The organism is Herbiconiux sp. (assembly GCF_023264895.1).
Lineage (GTDB): Bacteria > Actinomycetota > Actinomycetes > Actinomycetales > Microbacteriaceae > Herbiconiux.
Window position 1 is genome coordinate 1 of the sequence record NZ_JAHFUY010000042.1, and the last position, 21020, is coordinate 21020.

The 21020-nt window shown below is 73.2% G+C and carries 24 protein-coding genes; 11 read left to right on the forward strand and 13 right to left on the reverse strand.

Annotation, left to right across the window (positions count from 1 at the left end; translation table 11 throughout):
- Together Q0D57_RS09415 and Q0D57_RS09420 are read right to left on the reverse strand one after the other, a co-directional pair.
- The coding region (locus Q0D57_RS09415) for an ATP-binding protein (protein WP_366518599.1) at window positions 1–2005 on the reverse strand (2005 nt) is incomplete at its 3' end.
- Complete coding sequence (locus tag Q0D57_RS09420; protein WP_291042104.1) at window positions 1998–2645, reverse strand: response regulator transcription factor; 648 nt, start codon at window positions 2643–2645, stop codon at window positions 1998–2000. The genes Q0D57_RS09415 and Q0D57_RS09420, both read right to left, overlap by 8 nt.
- A gap of 138 nt (window positions 2646–2783) precedes the next feature.
- On the opposite strand from Q0D57_RS09420, the gene pgi reads away from it, so the two are divergent.
- Window positions 2784–4529, forward strand: coding sequence for a glucose-6-phosphate isomerase (pgi, locus tag Q0D57_RS09425; protein ID WP_291042107.1), 1746 nt, complete (start codon window positions 2784–2786; stop codon window positions 4527–4529).
- Between the two features lie 32 nt (window positions 4530–4561).
- Here the strand turns inward: pgi and Q0D57_RS09430 are convergent, their stop codons facing one another.
- Window positions 4562–4789 carry a hypothetical protein gene (locus Q0D57_RS09430; RefSeq protein ID WP_291042110.1) on the reverse strand — a complete coding sequence of 76 codons (228 nt, stop codon included), beginning with the start codon at window positions 4787–4789 and terminating at the stop codon, window positions 4562–4564.
- Window positions 4790–4903: 114 nt separating this feature from the next.
- Between Q0D57_RS09430 and Q0D57_RS09435 the strand changes: the two genes are divergently transcribed.
- The 4 genes from Q0D57_RS09435 to Q0D57_RS09450 all read left to right on the forward strand — a co-directional run bounded on the left by Q0D57_RS09435 (window position 4904) and on the right by Q0D57_RS09450 (window position 7258).
- Window positions 4904–5857 (forward strand): alpha/beta hydrolase, encoded by a 954-nt coding sequence (locus Q0D57_RS09435; RefSeq protein WP_291042113.1) that lies wholly within the window; start codon window positions 4904–4906, stop codon window positions 5855–5857.
- A gap of 72 nt (window positions 5858–5929) precedes the next feature.
- Window positions 5930–6148, forward strand: a complete 219-nt coding sequence (locus tag Q0D57_RS09440; RefSeq protein WP_291042115.1) for a hypothetical protein — start codon at window positions 5930–5932, stop codon at window positions 6146–6148.
- Between the two features lie 7 nt (window positions 6149–6155).
- Window positions 6156–6866, forward strand: coding sequence for an alpha/beta hydrolase (locus tag Q0D57_RS09445; RefSeq protein WP_291042118.1), 711 nt, complete (start codon window positions 6156–6158; stop codon window positions 6864–6866).
- Window positions 6866–7258 carry a TIGR03618 family F420-dependent PPOX class oxidoreductase gene (locus Q0D57_RS09450; protein WP_291042122.1) on the forward strand — a complete coding sequence of 131 codons (393 nt, stop codon included), beginning with the start codon at window positions 6866–6868 and terminating at the stop codon, window positions 7256–7258. The genes Q0D57_RS09445 and Q0D57_RS09450 overlap by 1 nt, the downstream gene beginning before the upstream one ends.
- A gap of 5 nt (window positions 7259–7263) precedes the next feature.
- On the opposite strand, the gene Q0D57_RS09455 is transcribed toward Q0D57_RS09450, so the two are convergent.
- Entirely contained in the window at window positions 7264–8274 is a 1011-nt protein-coding gene (locus Q0D57_RS09455) for a hypothetical protein (RefSeq protein WP_291042125.1), read from the reverse strand.
- 74 nt (window positions 8275–8348) lie between these two features.
- On the reverse strand, window positions 8349–9110 hold the full coding sequence (map, locus tag Q0D57_RS09460) for a type I methionyl aminopeptidase (RefSeq protein WP_291042128.1): 762 nt from the start codon (window positions 9108–9110) through the stop codon (window positions 8349–8351).
- 68 nt (window positions 9111–9178) lie between these two features.
- Between map and Q0D57_RS09465 the strand changes: the two genes are divergently transcribed.
- Together Q0D57_RS09465 and Q0D57_RS09470 are read left to right on the forward strand one after the other, a co-directional pair.
- Complete coding sequence (locus tag Q0D57_RS09465) at window positions 9179–9454, forward strand: helix-turn-helix transcriptional regulator (protein ID WP_291042248.1); 276 nt, start codon at window positions 9179–9181, stop codon at window positions 9452–9454.
- A 107-nt stretch (window positions 9455–9561) separates the two neighbouring features.
- Entirely contained in the window at window positions 9562–10587 is a 1026-nt protein-coding gene (locus tag Q0D57_RS09470; RefSeq protein WP_291042131.1) for an NADPH:quinone reductase, read from the forward strand.
- On the opposite strand, the gene Q0D57_RS09475 is transcribed toward Q0D57_RS09470, so the two are convergent.
- The 4 genes from Q0D57_RS09475 to Q0D57_RS09490 are packed head-to-tail and all read right to left on the reverse strand — an operon-like array spanning window position 10565 to window position 13763.
- Window positions 10565–11512: an isoprenylcysteine carboxylmethyltransferase family protein gene (locus Q0D57_RS09475; protein WP_291042134.1), complete on the reverse strand. Its 948-nt coding sequence runs from the start codon at window positions 11510–11512 to the stop codon at window positions 10565–10567. The genes Q0D57_RS09470 and Q0D57_RS09475 overlap by 23 nt on opposite strands.
- Window positions 11509–12543: an alpha/beta hydrolase gene (locus Q0D57_RS09480; protein ID WP_291042139.1), complete on the reverse strand. Its 1035-nt coding sequence runs from the start codon at window positions 12541–12543 to the stop codon at window positions 11509–11511. The genes Q0D57_RS09475 and Q0D57_RS09480 overlap by 4 nt, the downstream gene beginning before the upstream one ends.
- A 3-nt stretch (window positions 12544–12546) precedes the next feature.
- Window positions 12547–13398: a pyridoxal kinase PdxY gene (gene pdxY, locus Q0D57_RS09485; RefSeq protein WP_291042147.1), complete on the reverse strand. Its 852-nt coding sequence runs from the start codon at window positions 13396–13398 to the stop codon at window positions 12547–12549.
- 17 nt (window positions 13399–13415) lie between these two features.
- Window positions 13416–13763, reverse strand: a complete 348-nt coding sequence (locus Q0D57_RS09490; RefSeq protein ID WP_291042151.1) for a hypothetical protein — start codon at window positions 13761–13763, stop codon at window positions 13416–13418.
- A gap of 176 nt (window positions 13764–13939) precedes the next feature.
- On the opposite strand from Q0D57_RS09490, the gene Q0D57_RS09495 reads away from it, so the two are divergent.
- Complete coding sequence (locus Q0D57_RS09495) at window positions 13940–14890, forward strand: helix-turn-helix transcriptional regulator (protein ID WP_291042154.1); 951 nt, start codon at window positions 13940–13942, stop codon at window positions 14888–14890.
- A 7-nt stretch (window positions 14891–14897) separates the two neighbouring features.
- Here Q0D57_RS09495 and Q0D57_RS09500 read toward each other — a convergent pair whose 3' ends face one another.
- Window positions 14898–15479: a 2'-5' RNA ligase family protein gene (locus Q0D57_RS09500; RefSeq protein ID WP_291042157.1), complete on the reverse strand. Its 582-nt coding sequence runs from the start codon at window positions 15477–15479 to the stop codon at window positions 14898–14900.
- A complete protein-coding gene (locus Q0D57_RS09505) occupies window positions 15476–16588 on the reverse strand; it encodes a hypothetical protein (protein ID WP_291042160.1) in 1113 nt (370 codons plus the stop codon). The genes Q0D57_RS09500 and Q0D57_RS09505 overlap by 4 nt, the downstream gene beginning before the upstream one ends.
- Window positions 16589–16746: 158 nt before the next feature.
- On the opposite strand from Q0D57_RS09505, the gene Q0D57_RS09510 reads away from it, so the two are divergent.
- Entirely contained in the window at window positions 16747–17400 is a 654-nt protein-coding gene (locus Q0D57_RS09510; RefSeq protein WP_291042164.1) for a 3'-5' exonuclease, read from the forward strand.
- A 3-nt stretch (window positions 17401–17403) separates the two neighbouring features.
- On the opposite strand, the gene Q0D57_RS09515 is transcribed toward Q0D57_RS09510, so the two are convergent.
- On the reverse strand, window positions 17404–18246 hold the full coding sequence (locus Q0D57_RS09515) for a helix-turn-helix transcriptional regulator (RefSeq protein WP_291042168.1): 843 nt from the start codon (window positions 18244–18246) through the stop codon (window positions 17404–17406).
- A gap of 101 nt (window positions 18247–18347) precedes the next feature.
- Here Q0D57_RS09515 and Q0D57_RS09520 point away from each other — a divergent pair, with 101 nt between their 5' ends.
- Window positions 18348–19028: an SDR family NAD(P)-dependent oxidoreductase gene (locus Q0D57_RS09520; RefSeq protein WP_291042171.1), complete on the forward strand. Its 681-nt coding sequence runs from the start codon at window positions 18348–18350 to the stop codon at window positions 19026–19028.
- A gap of 43 nt (window positions 19029–19071) precedes the next feature.
- Here Q0D57_RS09520 and Q0D57_RS09525 read toward each other — a convergent pair whose 3' ends face one another.
- Window positions 19072–20550, reverse strand: coding sequence for a cryptochrome/photolyase family protein (locus Q0D57_RS09525; RefSeq protein WP_291042174.1), 1479 nt, complete (start codon window positions 20548–20550; stop codon window positions 19072–19074).
- A gap of 59 nt (window positions 20551–20609) precedes the next feature.
- Here Q0D57_RS09525 and Q0D57_RS09530 point away from each other — a divergent pair.
- Window positions 20610–21020, forward strand: a 411-nt coding sequence (locus Q0D57_RS09530; protein ID WP_291042177.1) for an FAD-dependent oxidoreductase, incomplete at its 3' end; no start/stop codon positions are given.

Below are 21020 nucleotides of genomic sequence, written 5' to 3' on the forward strand. Positions count from 1 at the left end.
GGGTGAGCGGCTCGCGGGCGAGCGCGCCGGCGCGGAGGCCGTCGCGGAGCTCGCCCTCGCAGCGTGCGTACTCGTGCCGGTGGGCGTCGGTGGCCTCCTCCCCGGCGCCGATGCGGTCGAGCAGCGGCACGGCCGTGCGGGCGACGTCGCCGACGCGGACCGTGAGCTCGGTGCGGGCCGCGAGGCTCCAGCTCTCCCGTTCGGCCGAGGCCACGGCGCCGCGGTGCAGCACCGCGATGCGCCGCTGCTGCCGCTCGACCACGAGGAGCAGCGTCAGGGCGAGGGCGACGACGACCACCGGGCGCGCAGACACCTGCACGATCTGACCGGCCGGCGCGCCCACGAGCGTCCCGGCACCCACGAGCACTCCCACGATGACCGCCGTGCCGGCGAGGGCCACGGCGATCCGTCGGCGGAGGGCGAGGGCCACCAGGAGGAACGCGAAGGCCACCGCGAACCAGAGGGTGCCGTAGGAGAACGGCATCCGGGGTGCGATGAACGCCGCCGCCACCGCCGAGAGGAAGCTGCCGCCCGCGAGGGCCGCCACGAGTGTCGTGCGCCCACGGAGCGGCAGCAGGTCAGGTGAGCGCCGGAGGATCTCGGCGGCCAGCAGCACGGAGGCGAGCACGGCGAGCTGCAGCGGCCAGGAGCCGGGCACCGCGACGGCGGCGAGCACGGCCGAGGCGACCTGGGTGACGAGGAACACGACGGCGATCACCCGCAGAGCCGTGCGCAGGGCGTCGCGGCCGTCGGCGGGAACGAGCGGCTCCGCGGATGGGGTGGACGCCTGCAGCCGCACCGTCGTTCCACGGCCCGGTGCCGAGTCGATCTCGGCACTCCCCCCGTCGAGCCTCTCCATCCTGGCCACGATGCTCTGCCGGATGCCCAGGCGGTCGTCGGCGATCTCCGCCGGGTCGAAGCCGGGTCCGTCGTCGACGACGTCGACCCGGATGCCGTCGTCGGAGCGGACGAGGACCACGCCGCGGGCCGCACCCGGCGCGTGCCTGCTGCTGTTCCGGAGGGCCTGACGGGTGGCGCCGAGCAGGGCCTCCACCACCGCGGGTGAGGCGGCTCCGCCGGTGCCCGGGAGCACGGCCGGTCGTCCCAGACCGTTCGCCGCCGGGTGCCCCGCTGTCCGCTCCCCCGGGCCGGTCTCCCGGCGCACGGTGAACGAGGCGCCGTGCGCCCTGGCCTCGTCGGCGAGGGCCGTGCGGAGCGACACCGATCCGCCACCCTGCTCCTCGGCGAGCCGCGTCACGAGCGTGGAGGCGGCCCTCGCCTGCTCGGCGAGGCGATCGCGCGGCACCGGGAGCTCCGAGGCGGCCAGTGACAGGGTGGCGAGCACCTCGTCGTGCACGATCGCCGCAGCACGGGTGCGTGCCGCCAGCCGGCCGCGCTCCGCCGCCTCGGCCGCCGTGGCCGCCGTGGTCGAGGCCGCCGCCTCGTCGAGTCCCCGGCCCACCGCGAGCACGTGCCCGCCCAGCACGCAGATCACCGCCCCCGTGAGCAGCGCCTGCAGGTCGTTGACGACGCCGTCGAGATCGAGCCCGCCGTAGAGCGTGCGGTAGCCGAGGCCTGCGGCGAGCCCCACGGAGACCACGCCCCAGGCGAGACCCCGGCCTCCCGCCACGAGTGCGGCGGCGGCCGCGGCGCCCGAGGCGGAGAGGGTCCACGGGATGCGCTCGACGCCCTCGGCCGGAACGGCCGCCGGGTAGGTGACGACGGTGGCCAGGTAGCCGATGACCGCGACGATCGCGAGCACCCGCAGCGTGGCATCCCGCACCCGGTGCGCGACGGCACCGGCGACGACGGTGCTGACGGCGGCCAGCCAGCCCAGCAGGATCGACCACGGCGGGTAACCGTCGAGCCCGCCCTGCGACGCGAACCCCAGGTGCACCACGAGCACGATCACGATCAGCAGAGCCGAGTACAGCATGAGGATGCGGCGGGCGGACCGTTCACCCGGGCCGGCGACGGCCCCACTCCCGGTCGCGGGTTCAGTCACGACGCGGTGCTCTCACGAAGCCGTCCTCGATGCTGCGCTGGTAGAGCTCGATCTTCGTGGCGGCCGGTCGCCCGATCTGGTGGTAGACCGAGCGGATGCGCCGGAGATGGTCGTTGACGGTGTTCTCCGAGATGAACAGCTGCGCCGCCACCTCGCGGGCGCCGAGACCCGAGGCGTAGAGGCCGAGCACCTCGCGCTCGCGTGCCGTCAGCGGGGCGCCGTCGAGCAGCGGGTCGGAGTCGAGCGCCGAGGCCCACTCGGTGCTCGGCACGATCTCGCCCCGGGAGGCCGCTACGAGGGCGGCCACGAGCGCCTCCTTCGGCATCGACTTGCGCACGATGCCGAGCACCTCGGCGCGGGAGGCCGCCCGCACGAGGTAGGGATCCTCGCCGGAGGTCAGCACGAGCACGTCGGCCCCCCACTCCCGGATGCGTCGCACGTTCTCGCCCGGCTCGCTGCCGTCGCGGAGGCTGAGGTCGAGGAGCACGAGGTCGGCGTCGAGCAGCGGCCCGACGAGCTCGCCGACCGAGGCGGCGTGCCGCGCGAACTCGAGCCCCTCGCCCGACTCGACGAGGCCCTGCACGGCCATCGCGACCAGCTCGTGGTCGTCGACGACCGCCACCCTCGTCGTGGTCCTCATCCGCGCTCCCCCGCACCTGTATCGACGCCCTGACCACCGCCCGCGATCACCGATCGCGATCCCGCCCGTGATCCCCGCTCGTCAGACTAGCGGCGCTAGGCTCGTGGCACCGGACCGTCCAGAACGCAGGAGAACGCGATGCCCGAATCGGCACCCATCGACCCGACCGCCACCCAGGCCTGGAAGGCGCTCGAGGGGGTGGCCTCCGGCTTCACCCCGGATCTCCGCGGCTGGTTCGCCGCCGAGGGCGACCGCGCCGAGCGGTACACCTTCCAGGCGGCCGACCTCACGGTCGACCTGTCGAAGAACCTGCTGACCGACGAGATCCTCGCTCACCTGCTGCAGCTTGCCGAGGACGCCGGGGTCGCCGCCCGCTACCGGGCGATGATCTCGGGCGAGCACATCAACGTCACGGAAGACCGCGCGGTGCTGCACACCGCCCTCCGCCGCCCCGCCGGCACCGCACCGGGCACGGCCGAGCTCGAGCCGCCCGCGGGCTTCACCGTCGACGGCGCCGACATCGACGCCGAGGTGCACGCGACCCTCGAGAAGGTCTACGCCTTCGCCGACCGCGTGCGCTCCGGCGAGTGGACGGGCGTGACCGGCAACCGCATCGAGACGGTCGTGAACATCGGCATCGGCGGATCGGACCTCGGGCCCGTCATGGTCTACGAGGCGCTGAAGCCCTACGTCCAGCCCGGCCTCGAATGCCGCTTCGTCTCCAACATCGACCCCTCCGACATCTTCGAGAAGACCGCGGGCCTCGACCCCGAGACCACGCTCTTCATCGTCGCGTCGAAGACCTTCGGCACGCTCGAGACCCTCACCAACGCGCGCCTGGCCCGCGAGTGGCTGTGGGAGCAGCTCGAGGCATCCGGAGCCATCGCCGCGGGAGACGACGACGCGCGCACCTCCGCCGTGGCCAAGCACTTCGTGGCCGTCTCCACCGCCCTCGACAAGGTCGCCGCCTTCGGCATCGACCCCGAGAACGCGTTCGGCTTCTGGGACTGGGTGGGCGGCCGCTACTCCGTCGACTCCGCCATCGGCACCTCGGTCGCCATCGCGATCGGCCCCGACGGGTTCCGCGAGTTCCTCGCCGGCTTCCACGCGCTCGACGAGCACATGCGCACCACGCCGCTCGAGCAGAACGTGCCCGTGCTGATGGGGCTGCTGAACGTCTGGTACTCCAACTTCCTCGGCGCCCAGAGCCACGCCGTGCTGCCCTACGCGCAGTACCTGCACCGCTTCCCCGCCTACCTGCAGCAGCTCACCATGGAGTCCAACGGCAAGAGCGTGCGCTGGGACGGCTCGCCCGTGACGACCGACACCGGCGAGATCTTCTGGGGCGAGCCGGGCACGAACGGGCAGCACGCCTTCTACCAGCTCATCCACCAGGGCACGCGTCTGATCCCGGCCGACTTCATCGCGGTGGCCGACCCCGCGCATCCGCTGAAGGATGCCACGGGCGACGGCAAGGCCGTGCAGCCGGGCGCCGACGTGCACGCCCTCTTCCTCGCCAACTTCTTCGCGCAGACGAAGGCCCTCGCCTTCGGCAAGACCGCCGACGAGGTGCGCGCCGAGGGCACCGCGGAGTCCGTGGTGCCCGCCCGCGTGTTCAGCGGCAACCGGCCCACGACCTCGATCCTCGCTCCTGCGCTCACGCCGGGTGTGCTGGGGCAGCTGATCGCGCTCTACGAGCACATCGTCTTCACCGAGGGCACCATCTGGGGCATCGACTCGTTCGACCAGTGGGGCGTGGAGCTCGGCAAGCAGCTCGCGCTCGAGATCGCTCCCGCGGTCGACGGCGACGCTGCGGCCCTCGAGTCGCAGGACTCCTCGACGAAGTCGCTGATCGCGAAGTACCTGGAGCTGCGTTCGCGGTAGGCGATCTGCGGCGGCGGCGTTCGCGGTCGCCGCTACGGCCGGGCGCCGCCGCGGCGCGCGAACCAGAGGGCCACGCCGAGCGCGATGCCCACGACGATCCCGATGCTGAGCCCGAAGCCCACACCGAGCGACGGCACGACGAGTCCGCCGACCGCCCCCGCGAGCATCCCGGCCACGACGCCGATGATGACGTACTTCGGCAGCCCCGCGTCGGAGTCGCGGCGCGGCGGTTCGGTCGGTTCCGTCGGATCGTTCGTCATGCACGAAGGGTATCCCTCGAGACCGCCCTCCGCCCGGTCAAGGGGTGTGCGGATCGGCTCTGCGGTTGTAGAAGAGAGGGTGGGGACTTCGAGAGAGCACGACACGGGAGCACGATGGCGCACCACCTGACCACCTTGCGCTCCGGCGACGTCGTGGGACTGTCGGCCGCCGGCGATCCGCTCGCCGAACGACTCGTGCTGCTGTGCCTGCCGACGCCCGGTGGCGGCATGTTCGACCCCGACCCGACGGTCACGAGCCGGTGGGGCGTGCACCTCGTGGCGCTCGACCGCCCCGGCTACGGCGCGACGCCGGCACCCGGAGACCCCGGGCCGGATGCGCTCTCACCCGGAGACCCGTCGAACGACGGAGCGACGCCGGGGGCCCGTGCGACCATCCAGCGGCGGGCCGACGAGCTCGCCGCCTACCTCTCGGCCGCCCACGACGACGCCGAGCAGACGCAGGCCGCGGCCTACGGCACCGCCGGGGTCGTCGGCTGGGGAACCGGCGGCATGGTGGCGCTCTCGCTGGCCGCGCGGCATCCGCAGCTCGTCGATCGTGTGGCCGTGTTCCAGACGCCGGCACCCCGCGCGACCGGATCCGGATCAGGCGACGAAGCCAACCCGGTACCGTCTACGTCTTCGGCACTGTCTCCGCCGTTCGGCCTCGAGCTGCTCGGCATCTCCCCCGGCGACCGCCTGCTCGAGCGCCCTGGCCTCCGCAACCGGCTGCAGCGCATGCTCGACGAGGCCGCCGCGCAGGGCGGTGCGGGAGCCGAGCTCGACCACGAGGCCCTCGCCGACACCTCGTGGGCCGACGAGCTCGGCACGATCCGCGCCGACGTCAAGCTGATCTACGCCGACGAGGCGACCGACGCGGGCGTCGACGACGGGCACTGGTACCGCGACCGCATCCCCTCGTCGACGGTCGTGCGGGTCTCCTCGGGCGGTGCGCTCGCCCTCGTGACCCAGTGGTCGCGCATCCTGGAGCACGTGGCGCCCGATCACGGCGGTCTCCCGGAGGTCGCCCGACACGGCGAGCCACCGGAGCGGGCCGACCGCCGGGACTGACCGCCGACGCTGACAGCGAACCTCGGGGCCGGCCGCATGCGGGATGCGCAGGGCCGGGCTACTCTCACGAGCATGAGCGATGACACGCAGGACCAACCCATCATGAGCGGCTCCGACGAGGCGACCGAGCGCGAGAAGGCCGCCGGGCGCGAGGAGCAGGAGCGCGCCGACGCGGCGTTCTACGACAAGAAGGACACCGCAGAGGCGGACGACCCCGACGCGGAGCCGAAGCGCTCCGCCTACTCCAACCCGTCGAGCGGCGATTTCACCCACCAGCGCGACGGCGAGTAGCACCTCGATGGAGCTCCTCTTCGTGCACGGCGCCCTCGTGCGCGACGGCGCCTGGTGGTGGGGGCCGACGGCCGACCTGCTCGAGGCGCGCACCGGCATCCGGAGCCGTGCCCTCCTGCTGCCGTCGTGCGGCGAGACCCGCGACGACCCGTCCGGCGGGCTCGTGGCGGATGCGGCGGCCCTGCGAGCCGCGCTCGACGACACCGAAGGCGGTGCCATCGTGGTGGGCCACTCCTACGGCGGCACCGTGCTCGCCGAGGCCGGCGCGCACCCCGCTGTGCGGCACCTGCTCCTCATCTCCTCCTACCTGCCCGACGCCGGGGTCTCCCAGAGCGACATCATGGGCGGCGAGGCCGATCCGGTGCAGATCGCCGCCACCGACGACGGCCTCCTCCAGCTCGACGGCTACGACGCCGAACGCTTCGGGGCGCGGTTCCTGCAGGATGCGGACAGCGAGCTCCAACGGCAGGCATTCGAGCGTCTGGCACCCCAGTCCGCGGCGGCGTTCGTGACACCGACGAGCACGGCGGGCTGGGAGGGCGTCGACTCGACCTACCTCGTCTGCACCGACGACGGCAGCACCTCGGTCGGGTTGCAGCGCCGGCACGCCGCCCGGGCGACGCGCACGGCCGACGTGCCCACCGGACATCATCCGTTCATCACGCGCCCGGATCTCGTGGTGCGTCAGCTGCAGGACCTCGTGGAAGGGGATCGCTGATGGCGTCATTCGAGAAGGTCCGGCCGCACTTCGAGCGTGCCGCCGTGGTGCATCTGGCCACGCTCATGCCGGACGGGTCGCCGCACTCGGTGCCCGTGTGGGTGGGGGTCGAGGGCGACGAGCTCGCGGTCTTCATGATCGAGGGCTCCCGGAAGGACGAGAACCTGCAGCGGGATCCGCGGGCGGCGCTCTCGGTCACGCGGCCCGACGAGCCCCTCGACATGGCGACGGTGCGCGGTGTCGTGTCGCGGCGGATCGTGGGTGACGAGGCCATGGTGATCGTCGACCGCATCTCGGAGGTCTACACCGGCGCGCCGTACGAGGAGCGCAGCGGATTCGCCGTCTTCCTCATCCGGCCCCGGACCAGCTGGGCGAACGACTACACCGCCTGAGCTTCTTACTTGCCGGTGCAGTCGACGCCGCTCGGGGCGCCGGGCGAGAGCGCCTCGATCGGCGAGATCGACCACCAGCGCGGCACGTCCTCGCAGAGGTCGCGTGCCGTGATGTCGGCGGCGGTGATGAACTCGACGGTGCCGAACGGGTTGGGCACGAAGACACCGCCCGAGCCCTGCAGCAGCACGAAGCCGGACCGCGCTGTGCCGCCGTCGAGGGCGACGAGCTCGAGCGGGGCGAAGCGGATGGGCTGGGTGAGGATGTTGAGGCCGAAGAGCACGACGAAGCCGATGATGCCGGCGAACGCGAGGCGCGTGATCGATTTGGCCCGGGGATCGTGCAGGGCGACCGTGCGGGCGTTCCACTCGTCGGCGATCTCGGCGAACGGCTTGGGGGCGGGAACGGGATCGAGGGCGGTCTCGGCCTCGGTGACCGGCGGCGCCGTGGGCGACACGATCCTGAGCATCGCGCGCCCCTCCGCCCAGATCGCGCGGAGGCCGGAGTCGAGCGGCGGCGTGGGGCTCTGCAGCGAGCTGCGCACGCTCACCGCGTCGACGAGCGGTGCCGGCTTCGCGCGACCGTGCAGCACGATCGCGCCGATGACCCCGAACACCGCGGCGAGCCCGACCAGCAGCAGCCACGACGCCGTGTTGAACAGCACCGCCGAGAGCAGCAGGAGGATCGCCGCGCCCACGACCCTGGTCCAGAAGTTGTACTCGCGGTCGAACACGAGCGGCATCGCCGCCACCATCACCCCGATGATGATGTAGACCGCCAGATTCAGCAGCACCACCACGAGGAGTCCGCCGAAGGTGAGGTTCTGGGCCACGGCCACCGCGAGCCCCACGTCGCCGCGCACCTGCACGAAGAGGTTGATGGTGATCACGAGCGAGCCGATCAGCGGCAGGCGGGTGAGGGCGTGCTTGACGAACGTGGCACGCACCGCGGCGTGCTCCTCGCCCTCGGCCACCAGGTCGCGGGCGGGCTTCAGGTGCGCGGTTCCGGATCTCCCCATGACTCCCCCTCGTGCTCACGGTAGGGCACCGGATGCCTCCGCGCCATCTCCTGGTGCGATCGTGGGCCGACCGGTCAGGCCGTGAGCACGAGGGGCCCCTCCTCGGTCACGGCGAGGGTGTGCTCGGTGTGGGCCGCGCGACTGCCGTCGGCCGAGCGCACGGTCCAGCCGTCGGGGTCCATCCGGATGCGCGACGTCGTCCTCGCCCACCACGGCTCCAGCGCGAACACCACCCCGGGGCGGATGCGGTAGCCGCGGCCCGCGCGCCCGTCGTTGCAGATGAAGAGGTCGCCGTGCATCGTGCGGCCCACCGAGTGCCCGCCGAACTCGTGGTTCACGGGGTAGCCGTAGGCGGCGGCGACCGCGCCGATGGCGGCCGAGATGTCGCCGATGCGGTTGCCGGGCTGGGCTGCGGCGATGCCGGCGTCGAGCGCTTCGCGGGTCGAGCGGATGAGGGTGAGGTCGGCCGGATCGGGTCGCCCGGCGATCACGGTGACCGCGGCATCCGCGACCCACCCGTCGACCGAGACGGCGAAGTCGAGGCTCAGCACGTCGCCGTCGCGCAGCCGGTAGTCGTGGGGCAGGCCGTGCTGGGCCGCGTCGTTCACCGACAGGCAGATGACGTTCCGGAACGGGCCGTCGCCGAAGGAGGGGGCGTAGTCCCAGTAGCAGGAGACGGCGCCGCGTTCGGCGACCTCGTGGCGGGCGGCCTCCTCGAGCTCGAGGAGGTTGACGCCCACCGCGACCTGAGCGGAGAGCTTCGCGAGGGTGTCGCGCACGAACGCGCCGGCGGGGCGCATCCGCTCGATCTCGGCGGGGGTGTGGAGTTCGATCATGCTGGTATGATAATACCGATTTGCGGTATGAAAATACCACCGGCATCCGATCGCAGGAGTCCCCCATGATGGTTCGCGCACCCCTCACGCCCGAGCAGCTCGAGGCCGGCCGGCGCCTCGGCGAGACCCTGCGGCGAGCCCGATCCGGCCGTTCCCTCAATGAGGTCGCGGCCCAGGCGGGCATCTCGCCCGAGACGCTCCGCAAGATCGAGACCGGGCGTCTGCCTAGCCCGGCCTTCGGCGTGGTCGCGTCGCTCGCGCGCGCCCTGGGGCTCTCGCTCGACGCCCTCGCGGTCGAGTGGGCGGGCACGCCGGCCCAGGAGGCCGACGCCCGCACCGCGTAGCCGGCCGGGCTGGCGGCCCTGCTGTCTGCCGGGCTGGCGGCCGGGCTGTCCGGGCTGGCGGGCGAACCGCGGAATGCGGAACGGGCCTCCGGGAGTTGGATGGAGGCATGAGAGCGATCGTGTATTCCGAGAACGGCCCGTCCGATGTCCTGCAGCTCGTGGAGCGGCCCGTGCCCGAGCCCGGTGCCGGAGAGGTGCGCGTGCGGGTGGCCGTCTCGGCGGTGAACCCCACCGACTGGAAGAACCGGGCCGGCAGCACCTCGAACGTCCAGGATGCCGGGGAGCAGACCCCGAACCAGGACGGCGCCGGAGTGGTCGACGCCGTGGGCGAGGGCGTCGACGGCATCGCACCCGGTGACCGGGTCTGGATGTTCCTCTCGGCGTACCAGCGGCCCGGCGGCTCGGCCGCCGAGTTCGCCGTGGTGCCGGTCGAGCGCGTCGTCAAGCTCGCCGACGACGTCTCGTTCGACGTGGGAGCGTCGCTCGGCGTGCCCGCCATGACGGCGCACCGCGCGCTCACCGTGCACGACGGCGGCCCGTCGCGCCTCTCCCCCGGTGCACTTGAGGGCCGCACGGTGCTCGTGGCCGGTGGCGCGGGGGCCGTCGGGCACGCCGCGATCCAGCTCGCCCACTGGGCCGGCGCGACCGTCATCTCCACGGTCTCCTCCGACGCGAAGGCGGCCCTCGCCACGGCGGCGGGTGCCGACGCGATCGTGAACTACCGCGAGGAGGACGCGGCATCCCGCATCCGCGAGATCGCCCCGGACGGCGTCGACATCGTCGTGGAGGTCTCACCCGCTCAGAACGCCGCCCTCAACGCCGCCGTGCTCGCGAACCACGGCACGGTCGCGGTCTACGCCAACAACGGCGGCGACCAGGTCACGATCGACGTGCGCAGCCACTTCGCCCTCAACGTGCGCTACCAGTTCCTGCTGCTCTACACCGTGGGCGCCGAGGCGCTCTCGGCCGCCGCGGAGGACATCACGGCGGCCCTGGCCGACGGCGCGCTGCCCGTGGGCGAGGCGGCGGGCCTCCCCCTCACCCGCTTCCCCCTCGCCGAGACCGCGGCCGCGCACGACGCCGTCGAGTCGGGGGTCGTGGGCAAGGTGCTCATCGACGTGGCGTCGCTCTGACGGGCCGGAGGCGCGGCAGCCAGCAGCGCACCTCCGCGCGGTAGCGGGCGAAGTCGGCGCCGAAGCGCCGGGCGAGGTCGGCCTCCTCGTGGGGGCGGATGACGAGGTTCCAGACGAGGGCGCCCGCCACGGCGTAGGCCACCACGAGCCACGACGAGAGGATCAGGCCGATGGCCGCACCCTGCACGATGCCCGCGACGGCCATGGGGTTGCGCACCCAGCGGTAGGGGCCCGCGATGACGAGGCGGTGCGGCATCGCCGAGGGCAGCGGCGTGCCCTCGCCGAGGGTCGACATGACGACGGCCGAGCCGATGCCGAGGGCGCTCGCGAGCACCAGCAGCACGATGCCGACGGGGAGTGCGGCCGGCGGGAACGCCAGGCCGACCGCCCAGCGCTGCTCGAGCATCCGGATGACGATCGGCACCACGACCAGGCCGAGCCCCCAGAAGACGGCGATCTGCGCGAAGGTGCGGAGCACATCCGACCCTCTGGTGCGCCCCGTTCCGTTCAAGCGGAAGGCGAACGGCCCGCGCACGGCCCACTCGGTGGGCACGCGCCCGAGCAGCACGAGTGTGAGCGCGACGAGGGATCCGCCGGCGGCGCCCGCCATGATGAGCACGCCCCAGCCCGCCTCGCCGGTCACGGTCGCGTAGAGTGCGAGGGCTGCCGCCACCAGGAGCGTCCAGACCGTCGCGACGGCGGCGGCCCACCGCACCCCGAGCGCGGCGAGGGCGGAGGCGCCCACGAACAGCGGCAGGTCGGCGGCCGCGACGGGGACGGGCTCGAGGCCGCCGAGGGTCGCCGCGCGCACGGCGGGCACGGTGAACACCCCCACCCACCACGCCGCTCCCCCGAGGGCCTGGAGCGCGAAGTAGAGCCGGCCCCAGCGGGCGGCGGATGCCGCGCCCGGTGCAGTCCGCGTCATCCGGCGGCGGTGACCCGGTCGAGGAACTCGATGGTCGAGCCGAACGCGGTCTGGGCGTCCTCGTAGTCGAGGTGGAACTGGTACTCGTGCGGGAGCTTCGGGAGGTGGTCCTCCGGGTAGAACACCGGGGTCACGTCGACGGCGAGGCCGCTGAGCTTCTCGGCGAGCGGCTCGGACTGCGTGGTGGTGAGCGGGTCGTCGTTGCCCCCCGAGATCCAGGTCGCGGGGAAGTCGGCGGTCACGTAGTCGAGCGTCGACATCTCCTGCCCGCCCGCCGTGGGCAGCCAGTCGCGTTCGCCGAGATACGACCAGAGCGCGATCCGGAAGCCCCAGCCGGCGATGCCGGGAGCGTCCGGGATGCCGGAGACGTCGTAGATGCCGCAGTTCAGCACCACGGCGCGCAGCTGCTCGGCGGTGAGGGCCGGCGCGATGCCGAGGAGCGTCGCATAGTCGGGATTCGTGGTGAGCACCGCGAGCTGGCTCGCGAGGTTGGACCCCGCGGAGTCGCCCGCCAGCACGATGCGGCTTGGGTCGATGCGGAGCTCCTCGGCGTGCTCGACGAGGTGCGCGAGCGCATCGTTGAGCTGGGTGAGGGCGGTGGGGTAGATCTCTTCGGGGGCGATCGAGTAGTCGAGGGCGACGGTCGTGTAGCCCTCGGCGGCGATCATCCGCACGTAGGGCCGCACGTTGCTCTTCTCGCCCGAGATCCAGGCGCCGCCGTGGATCCACACCACGGTCGGCAGTGGCTCGTCTCCGCCCGCCGGGGAGAAGACGTCGAACGAGGTCGAGGCCCCCGCGTCGCCGTAGGGGATGTCGAGCGTCTCGTCGACCCCGGTCGTCGGCGTGTACGGCTCCATCTCGGAGACCGTCGTGCGCGCGCCCTGCTCGAACATGGCGCGGATGAGCATGGCCGCCGGCCACGGACTCGCCACGAACGCGATGGCTCCGGCCGCCGCGACCGCCACGACGCCGAGCAGCACCACACGACCTGGCCGGCGGAACCAGGGGCGGCGGGAGGCGGGAGGCGTCACGGCTCAGCGCACCTGCTCGGCCGCGAACTGCAGCCGGGGGTGCGCATACGACTCCTGCGCCTCGACGAGCTGCAGCTCCCGCTCGCCCGAGCGGTAGGTCAGCTCGATCAGGTCGAAGACGCTCGAGGCGGTGCGCTCGAGCGCCACGGCCGCCTGGCCGGTGGCGCGGTAGTGGGCGGTGAAGAGCGCGGCCGTGACGTCGCCGGATCCGTTCGCCTTGAAGGGCAGGAAGGGGGTGCGCACGCTCCACGCGCCCGCGTCGTCGACCACGAGCATCTCGATGGTCTCCGGATCGCGGTCCGGGCGCTCGACGCTCGTCACGAGCACTGTCGAGGGGCCCATCTCGCGGGCGAGGTCGGCCGAGACGAGGGTCGACTCGAGGGTCGACGGCTCGGTGCCGGTGAGGTAGCCGAGCTCGAACTGGTTGGGCGTGATGATGTCGGCCACGGGCACCACGCGGTCGCGCAGCAGGTCCGGGATCTCGGGTGCCACGAAGCAGCCCGACTTCGCGTTGCCCATCACCGGGTCGCACGCGTAGATCGCGCCCGGGTTCGCCGCCTTCACGCGCTGCACGGCGTCGACGATGACGTCACCGATGCCCACCCCGCCCTGGTAGCCCGAGAGCACCACGTCGATCGAGGGGAAGACGCCCCGCTCCTCGATGCCGAGGAGCACCTCGCGCACGTCCTCCGGCGAGATCAGCGGGCCGCGCCACGCGCCGTAGCCCGTGTGGTTGGAGAAGTTGACGGTGTAGACGGGCAGCACCTCCGCCCCGATGCGCTGGAGGGGGAACACGGCTGCCGAATTGCCGACGTGCCCGTGGGCGACGGCGGACTGGATGGAGAGGACCTTCACACGACCATTCTCACCGATCAGCGGGACGAGCCGGGCAGATGCGGCCGGATCGCCTCGAGCGAAACGCCGAGGCAGCGTGCGATGTCGCTCTCGCCCATGCGCTTGGAGCGCAGCAGCCGCGCCGCCGCGCCCCGGCTCGCCGCCGCGGCGACGACGTGGCCCGCCGCATCCTGCACCCCCGCCTCGTCGAGGTGCGCCTGCACGGCTCGGGGCAGCACGAGACGCACGTCCCCCGGAAGGGCGCTCAGGTCGACGTGCGTCTCGGTGGCATCGGGCCCGCCGGGTGTCGCGACCCGCCACGCGCCGTGCTTCCACTCCGCCGTCGTCGTCCCGGTCCGGGTTCCTTCGAGCTCCGCCTGCGTCATCCGTTCTCCTTGAGGTGCTGAACACTGTCAGAACACGCTAGATCGACGGGTGTCGTGCCCCCGTTCGGCCGCCGCATGCACGGGGGCGTTTCCGGACGCCGCGCGCACGGGTGGACGGAAAACGAACGCCTGGAGTGTATTACCGTGGCTGCAAGGATGCGCGGAGGGACTGCTGCATGACGAGCACACTGACGAGGATCGACTTCGAGACGGCCGACCGGGATGAGGCGTCCGACGCCATCCACGGCGCCTACGGGTTCCGGGCGAGGCTCCGGGGCCGGGAGATCGTGTTCCGGCAGCAGTCGGTGTTCGGATCGGACGTCTCGTTCACCGAGCTCCGCTTCGGGGCCGACCTCGCCACCGACTCGGAGCCGAACCGCAACGTGGTGGTGAGCGAGGTCCCGCGCGGGCGCTTCGTCGCGCACCGCGGCCGCGACGTGACCGACCTGTCGGACGGCGGGCTGTTCCTCCTGCCCACGGGCAGCACCACGAGGGTCGAGCTGCACCACACGATCACGCGCACCTACAGCCTCGGATCGGTCGAGCGCCTGCGGGCTGTGACCCGGGAGGCGCTGCCCGACGCCCCCGACCTCGATCTCACCCGGCTCCGCCCGGAGTCGCCCGCCGCCGAGCGCTACCTCCGCGACACGCTCGGCCTCCACCGGCGGCACTTCCTCTCGGGGAGCTCGCCGACGAACGGCCTGGCCGCCGACCAGGCCCTGCGGCACCTCCTGCTCACCACGGCGGCCGTCTTCGGCCTCGCAACGCCCAAGATCGGGTCGGTCGGCGAATCCGCCATCGTGCGGCGTGCGAGGGCGCACATCGACGAGCACCTGCGCGACCCCATCACGGCCGCCGAGCTCGCCCAAGCCGCCGGCACGAGCGTGCGCTCGCTGCAGATCGCCTTCCGCCGCGAGATCGGCCAGACCCCGCTCGAGCACGTGCGCGAGGTGCGCCTCGTCGCCGCCCGGGCCGAGCTCCTGTCGGGCCCGGAGACCGAGGGCGGCACCCTGCCGACGGTCGCCGCCGTCTCGCACCGCTGGGGCTTCCTCAACCCCGGTCGCTTCAGCAGCCTCTACCGCCGCCGCTTCGGCGAGTACCCGAGCGACACCCTCCGCCGCCGCTGAGAAGGCGTCACAGCAGGTCGGTGACGGTGGCCGATGCCGCGTCCCAGCGACGCAGGGCCGTTGCGGCGCTGCGCCGCTGGGACGCGGCATCCGGGCCGGCATCCGTCGCATCGTCGGCCGCCTCGTCGGCCGTCTCGTCGAGCAGGCGGAGCGCCTCCGGCAGGGTGTCGAGGCGGAGGCGGCGGGCGAGGGTGACGTGCGGGGTCCACTCTCCGGGCCGCGTGTGCGGCGCGTCGTCGCCCGGCCCGGCGAGCTCGTGCACGACGGAGTGCAGATGGAGGAGCGCAGGCGAGGGCACCACGGAGCGGACGAGCACCCGCCGGTCCCCCGAACCGAACAGCAGAGGGGCCCCGAGCTCGAGCGGCAGGGGCAGGGCGACCCCCGCCGCGAGAGCCTCGGCCGCCGGCGAGGTCAGCGACGTCCGCACGAGGAGCGTGATGTGCGGCCGGTTGCTCGCGGCCGTGTGCCCGGCGAGGCTGGACAGCCCGGCACCGGCGAGAGCCTCCCACTCCGCCCGGATGCGCGCCTCCGTGGCCGGATCGAGGAGGAGCTCCAGACTGACGACGGGCAGCCGGGGCGCGTCGGTCATGCCTCGGACCGGAAGACGATGTCGACCGTGTCGCCCTGCACGACGAGATCCGCGACCACCCGGAAGCTCTCGTCGCGCCGGGCGCCGTCCTCCCCGGTGTACTCGATCACGCCGATCGTGCTCCTCAGCCCGACGGGTGAGCGGGTCGGAACGCCGTCGACGTAGTCGACCCCCACGGCGCCGAGCACGTCGATCTCGGGCCGGTCGGTGATGGTCAGGGCCGAGACGTTCCGGCCGAGGTATGCCAGCACGGCGGGGCAGTCGTCGGGCATCGCGGTCGCCTCCTCGAGGCACGCGTCGAGGTGCTCGTCGAGCGCCTCGGAGACGGTGTCGACGAGCTCGGGCGTCGGATCGAACCACAGCTGCACCTCCGCCGCCGGTGGGAGGGCCGCACCGGCCGAAGGATCCTGGACCGAGGGCTCCGCGTCGGAGAGCGCCAGCACGTACTCGGTCGGCGCCGAGAACGAGGTGCGCTCGGGCGCGATCACCTGGTACTCGCCCGGGTAGACGAGAGCGACGAGCTGCTCGGCGCCCGCGAACGACGGGCCGCTGAGCTCGATCGGCTCCCCGCCGAGGATCGCCGGCCCCACCGCGGGCACGTTCGACTCCACCGCGATCGGCACGACGAGCGGATCGACGACGCGCCACCGCGTGGCGCCGAAGGGGCCGTCCTCCTCCCGCTCGACCCGCAGCGCCGCCCGCCCGCGCTCGTCGCCCACCGCGTAGTCGACCTCGACCAGCACCGTGCTCCCGACGGCGGCATCGGCCGTGGCATCGCCGCCGAGCTCGATGTCGAGCACCGAGAACGGCTCGAGCGAGCTCGCGAGCACCTCGTCGCTCACGAGCACCGAGGCGACCTCCTCCCGGCCCTCCGCCCAGGCGACCGGATCCACGAGCGAGGAGGCCGCGTCGGCGTCCCCCTCCGCGATCAGCGCGGCGTAGTCGCGCACGGCCTCCGCGGGCCCGTGTGCCGTGCGGAGCACCGACCACACCACGGCGGCGGCGATCCCGAGCACGACGAGTGCGATGCCGATGACGATGATGAGGAGCCGGGCGCGACGCCTGCCGCCGACCGTGGTGCCCTCGTCCGGTGCCGTCGTCTCGCTCATGGTCCCCCTCCACGATCCATCATGGCCGGATGCCTCCGAGGTGGCGATGGGGACACCTCCCCATCGCCGGGCGGCGCCGATGTCGGTGGCCGCACCTACCGTCGTGAGCGCGCCGGAGTTCGGTGCGGCCGTCATCGGGCGGAGGGAAGGCGAGCAGCATGATCAGCAGGGGCTTCGCCACCATCGACTTCGAGACCAGCGGCCTGGCTCCCTCCTCCGGCGCCCGGGCGCTCGAGATCGCGGTCGTGCACTCCGATCCGGATGGCGTGGTGACCGGCCGGTGGGACACGCTGATCGCGGGAGACGGCTCGGTCGGCCGCTCCGACATCCACCGCATCTCGCGCTCCACGCTCGAGCACGCGCCCTCCTTCGCCGACATCGCCCCGCAGCTGCTCGAGCTGCTGAGCGGGCGCGTCATCGTGGCCCACAACGCCGGGTTCGACCTCCGGTTCCTCGCGGCGGAGCTCGAGCTCATCGGCTACCGCCCGTGGCCGGCGCCGGCGGCGCTCTGCACGCAGCGCCTCGCCCGCACCTACCTCCCGGGCTCCCGCCGCTCGCTCGCCCACCTGTGCGAGGTCTTCGGCATCGAGCTCGAGGGCGCCCACCGCGCCTCGGTCGACGCTCTCGCCACGGCGGAGCTGCTCGAGTGCTACCTCGCGAACACCGCCGACCGCTCGGGCTTCGACGCCCTGCTCGACCGGGCTGCCGCGCGACCGCTCGCCCCCCTGCCCGCCCCACTCCGCGCCCAGGGCGGCCGGTGGCACCCTCGCGAAGACGCGGCGGCGTCGGCCTGGCCCGCCTTCGCGCCGTGACCGTCAGGCGGGAGACGTCGTGAGGGCCTGCAGGCCCGTCACCCGCAACAGGGCGAGCTTCTGCTCGTCGTCGCTGCCGGGTGCGGCCGTGTAGACGACGAGCCGCAGGTCGCCTCCCGGCACCGTGAGCACGTCGCAGTCCAGGGTGATCGGCCCGGCCGGTGTGCGCGTCATCGTCTTGCGGCTCGAGCGGTGCTCGGCCACCTTCACCTCGGACCAGCGCCGCTCGAACTCCGGCGACTCGGCGCGCAGCCGCTGCACGAGCTGCGCGAGGCCGGCATCGCGGGGGTACCGGCCCAGGGCGGTGCGGAGATCCGCGGCGAGGTCGCTCGCGAATTCCTCCTCGTGCCGGTCGTCGAACTCCACGCCCTCGTGCCCCCGGGTGAACTGGCGCCAGACGAGGTTGCGGTCGAGACCCGTCCACCGCGACGGGTCGCCGGTGACGGCCGCCCACAGTGGGTTCCAGAGCAGGATGTCGTGGCTCGCGGTGAAGACCGCCAGGGGCACGTCGCCGAGCCGGTCGACGATGCGCTGCACCCCCGGGCTCACGTGCTGGGGCACCACGCCGCGCGAGGGCACAGCGGCCCCGGCCACGCGGTAGAAGTGCTCGCGCTCGCTCTCGTCGAGCCGGAGGGCCAGGGCGAGGGCGCCGAGCAGCTGCGGCGACGGATGCGTGGAGCGGCCCTGCTCGAGCCGCACGATGTAGTCCACGCTCACCCCGGCGAGCGCGGCGAGCTCCTCGCGCCGCAGCCCGGTCGTGCGGCGGCCGGCACCCGCGGGCAGACCCACGTCGGCCGGATGCACCCGGTCGCGCCAGGCGCGCAGCACGGTCGCGAATTCGCTCATGCCTCCATCCTGCGCCCTGCCGGCCTCGCGAGGGTGGTACCGCCGGTCCCCCTGTCGAGCGGGGCCTGGGCGCTCCAGCCGGAGGGTCGCAGGGTGGAGGCATGACAACGACACTCATCACCGGGGCCAACAAGAGCCTCGGCCTCGAAACCGCCCGCCGCCTGCTCGAGGCGGGCCACACGGTCTATGCCGGCATGCGGGACACCGCGAACGGCGAGGCGGCCAGGGCGCTCGGCGCCCACGTCGTGCAGCTCGACGTCACGCAGCAGGCGAGCGTCGACGCGGCGCTGGCGAGCCTGCCGGAGCTCGACGTGCTCGTGAACAACGCCGGCATCCTCGGCCGCTCGTTCGGCGTCGACGACCTCTCGGCCGAGACACTCGAGGAGGTGCTCGACACCAACGTGGTCGGCCTCGTGCGGGTCACCCAGGCCGCCCTCCCGCTGCTCCGGCTCTCGGGGGCGCCCGTGATCGTCAACGTCGCCTCGGGCGTCGGCTGGCCGCGCTTCCTCAGCACGGAGGGTCACGACGAGTTCCCCGTGCCCGCCGTGCCCTACGCCGCCTCGAAGGCGGCCGTCATCGCGCTCACCGTGCAGTACGCCAAGAACCTCCCTGGCTTCCGGGTGAACGTGAGCGACCCCGGCTACACGGCGACCGACTTCAACCGGCACAGCGGGCACCAGACCGTCACGGAGGGCACGGACGCGACCGTGGCCCTCGCCCTCCTCGGGCCGGATGGACCGACCGGGGAGTTCCACAACCGGCACGGCCGCATCGAGTACTGAGCCGCGCCCACGGGCGGACGAGCCCGGTTCCGGCGAACCCGGCTCACCACCGCTCGCGGTGCCTCTCCTGGTCGACCACGGCCTCGCGGTCGGCCAGGCGGCGGAGCCCCGCGAGCGGCTGCGCCATGCGGTGGTTGCCCGCGAGGCGCGGCTCGACCCGGTCGAGGAACGCCCAGTAGCCGGCGGTGAACGGGCACGCGTCCTCCCCCAGCCGCTTCGCCGGGTCGAACACGCAGCCGGAGCAGTGGTCCGACATCCGGTTGATGTAGGCGCCGCCCGCCGCGTAGGGCTTCGTGGCCACGAGGCCGCCGTCGGCGTGCTGCGACATGCCGATGACATTGGCGGGCATCACCCACGGTATGCCGTCGACGAACATGTCGACGAACCAGTCGTTGAGCGCCACCGGGTCGTAGCCGTGCTGCAGCGCCCAGTTGCCGAGCACCATGAGCCGCTGGATGTGGTGCGCCCAGCCGTGCCGCCGCATGCCGTCGAGCGTCTCGCGCAGGCAGTTCGACTCCACCGCCGAGGGGTCGAGCTCGCGGAACGCCGGCGGCAGCGGCTCGTGTGCGCCGAGCGCGTTGCGCCGGGTGGGGTAGGTCTCACCGAGGTGCCAGTAGAGGTGCCAGGCGTAGTCGCGCCAGCCGATGATCTGCCGGGTGAAGCCCTCGACGCTCGCGAGCGGCGCCCGGCCGGCGTGGTACTCGGCCACGACGGTCTCGACGGCGTGCAGCGGATCGAGGAGCCCCAGGTTCATGGGAGCGCTCAGCAGGGAGTGCGCCATCGTCCAGTCGCCGCCGAGGATGGCGTCCTCGAACGGCCCGAAGTCGTTCAGCCGCGACTCCACGAAGTCGGCGAGCGCCTGCTCGGCCTCCTCGGGGGTCGCGGCGAAGCGCCGCGGGCCGTCGTCGCCGACGAGGGTCACCGCCCCGTCGCGCTGCCAGCGGTCGAGATCGGCGCGCACCTCCTCGTCGATGTCGTCCTCCACCGGCCACCACGGGTCGGGGAGCCCGAGCCGCGCGGCGTGCTTGGGCGGCGGCTGCCGGTTGTCCTGGTCGTAGTTCCAGTGGCCGCCCTCGGGCTGGTCGCCCCGCATCAGGATGCCGGTGCGCTCGCGCACCGTGCGGTAGAAGTCCTCGAGCAGCAGGCGCTTGCCGGCGCGCGAGGCCGCCCACTCGGCGAACTCGGGCTCCGGGGTCACGAAGCCGCGGCTCGGCAGCACGTGCAGGCCGTGCCGCCGCACGAAACGGCGGGCCGACCACGAGGTGGGGTCGATCACCTCGAGGTCGTCGCGGCCCTCGATCACCTCGCTGTAGCGCTCCACCCGGTGGTGCTCCACCCGGTCGCCGAGCGCCGCCGCCCGGTGCCGCATGGCCGACAGCAGCAGGTGTGCCTTGGCGCGGTGCATCGGCCGGCGGCCGAACACCGAGCGGGCCTCGACGATCATCATCGGTCCCCCGTCGTCGAAGAGCGGGCCGAGCTGACCGGCGAACACCCAGCGCGTGCGTTCGGAGGGGGAGGTCACAGCCCCACCGTAGACACGCTCCCGCCGCGTGCACAGGGCGCGCGGGGCAGGATGGACGCATGGACTCCCCGGAACCCCCCCGCCCCTCGGCCGCGCTCGACGGATCCTCGGGCGGGGTCCTCGTGGTGGGTGCCGGCATCGCGGGGCTCGCCTGCGCGCTCGCGCTCCGCGAGGCGGGGGTGCCCGTGACCGTCGTCGATCGTGGGCGGCGACCCGGCGGGCGGATGTCCGGGCGACGACTGCACGGGCGGCCGGTCGACCTGGGGGCGGCCTACTTCACGGTTCCGGATGCGACAGGGCCGGATGCGACGGCGCCGGGCGGTTCGTCATTCGCCGGGGTCGTCGCCGACTGGACCGCTCGCGGGCTCGCCCGAGGCTGGACCGACACCCTCACGGTGCTCGAGTCCGGCACCTCCGACACCACGACGGGTCCTCTCCGCCACGCCGCACCCGCGGGCCTCCGTTCCCTC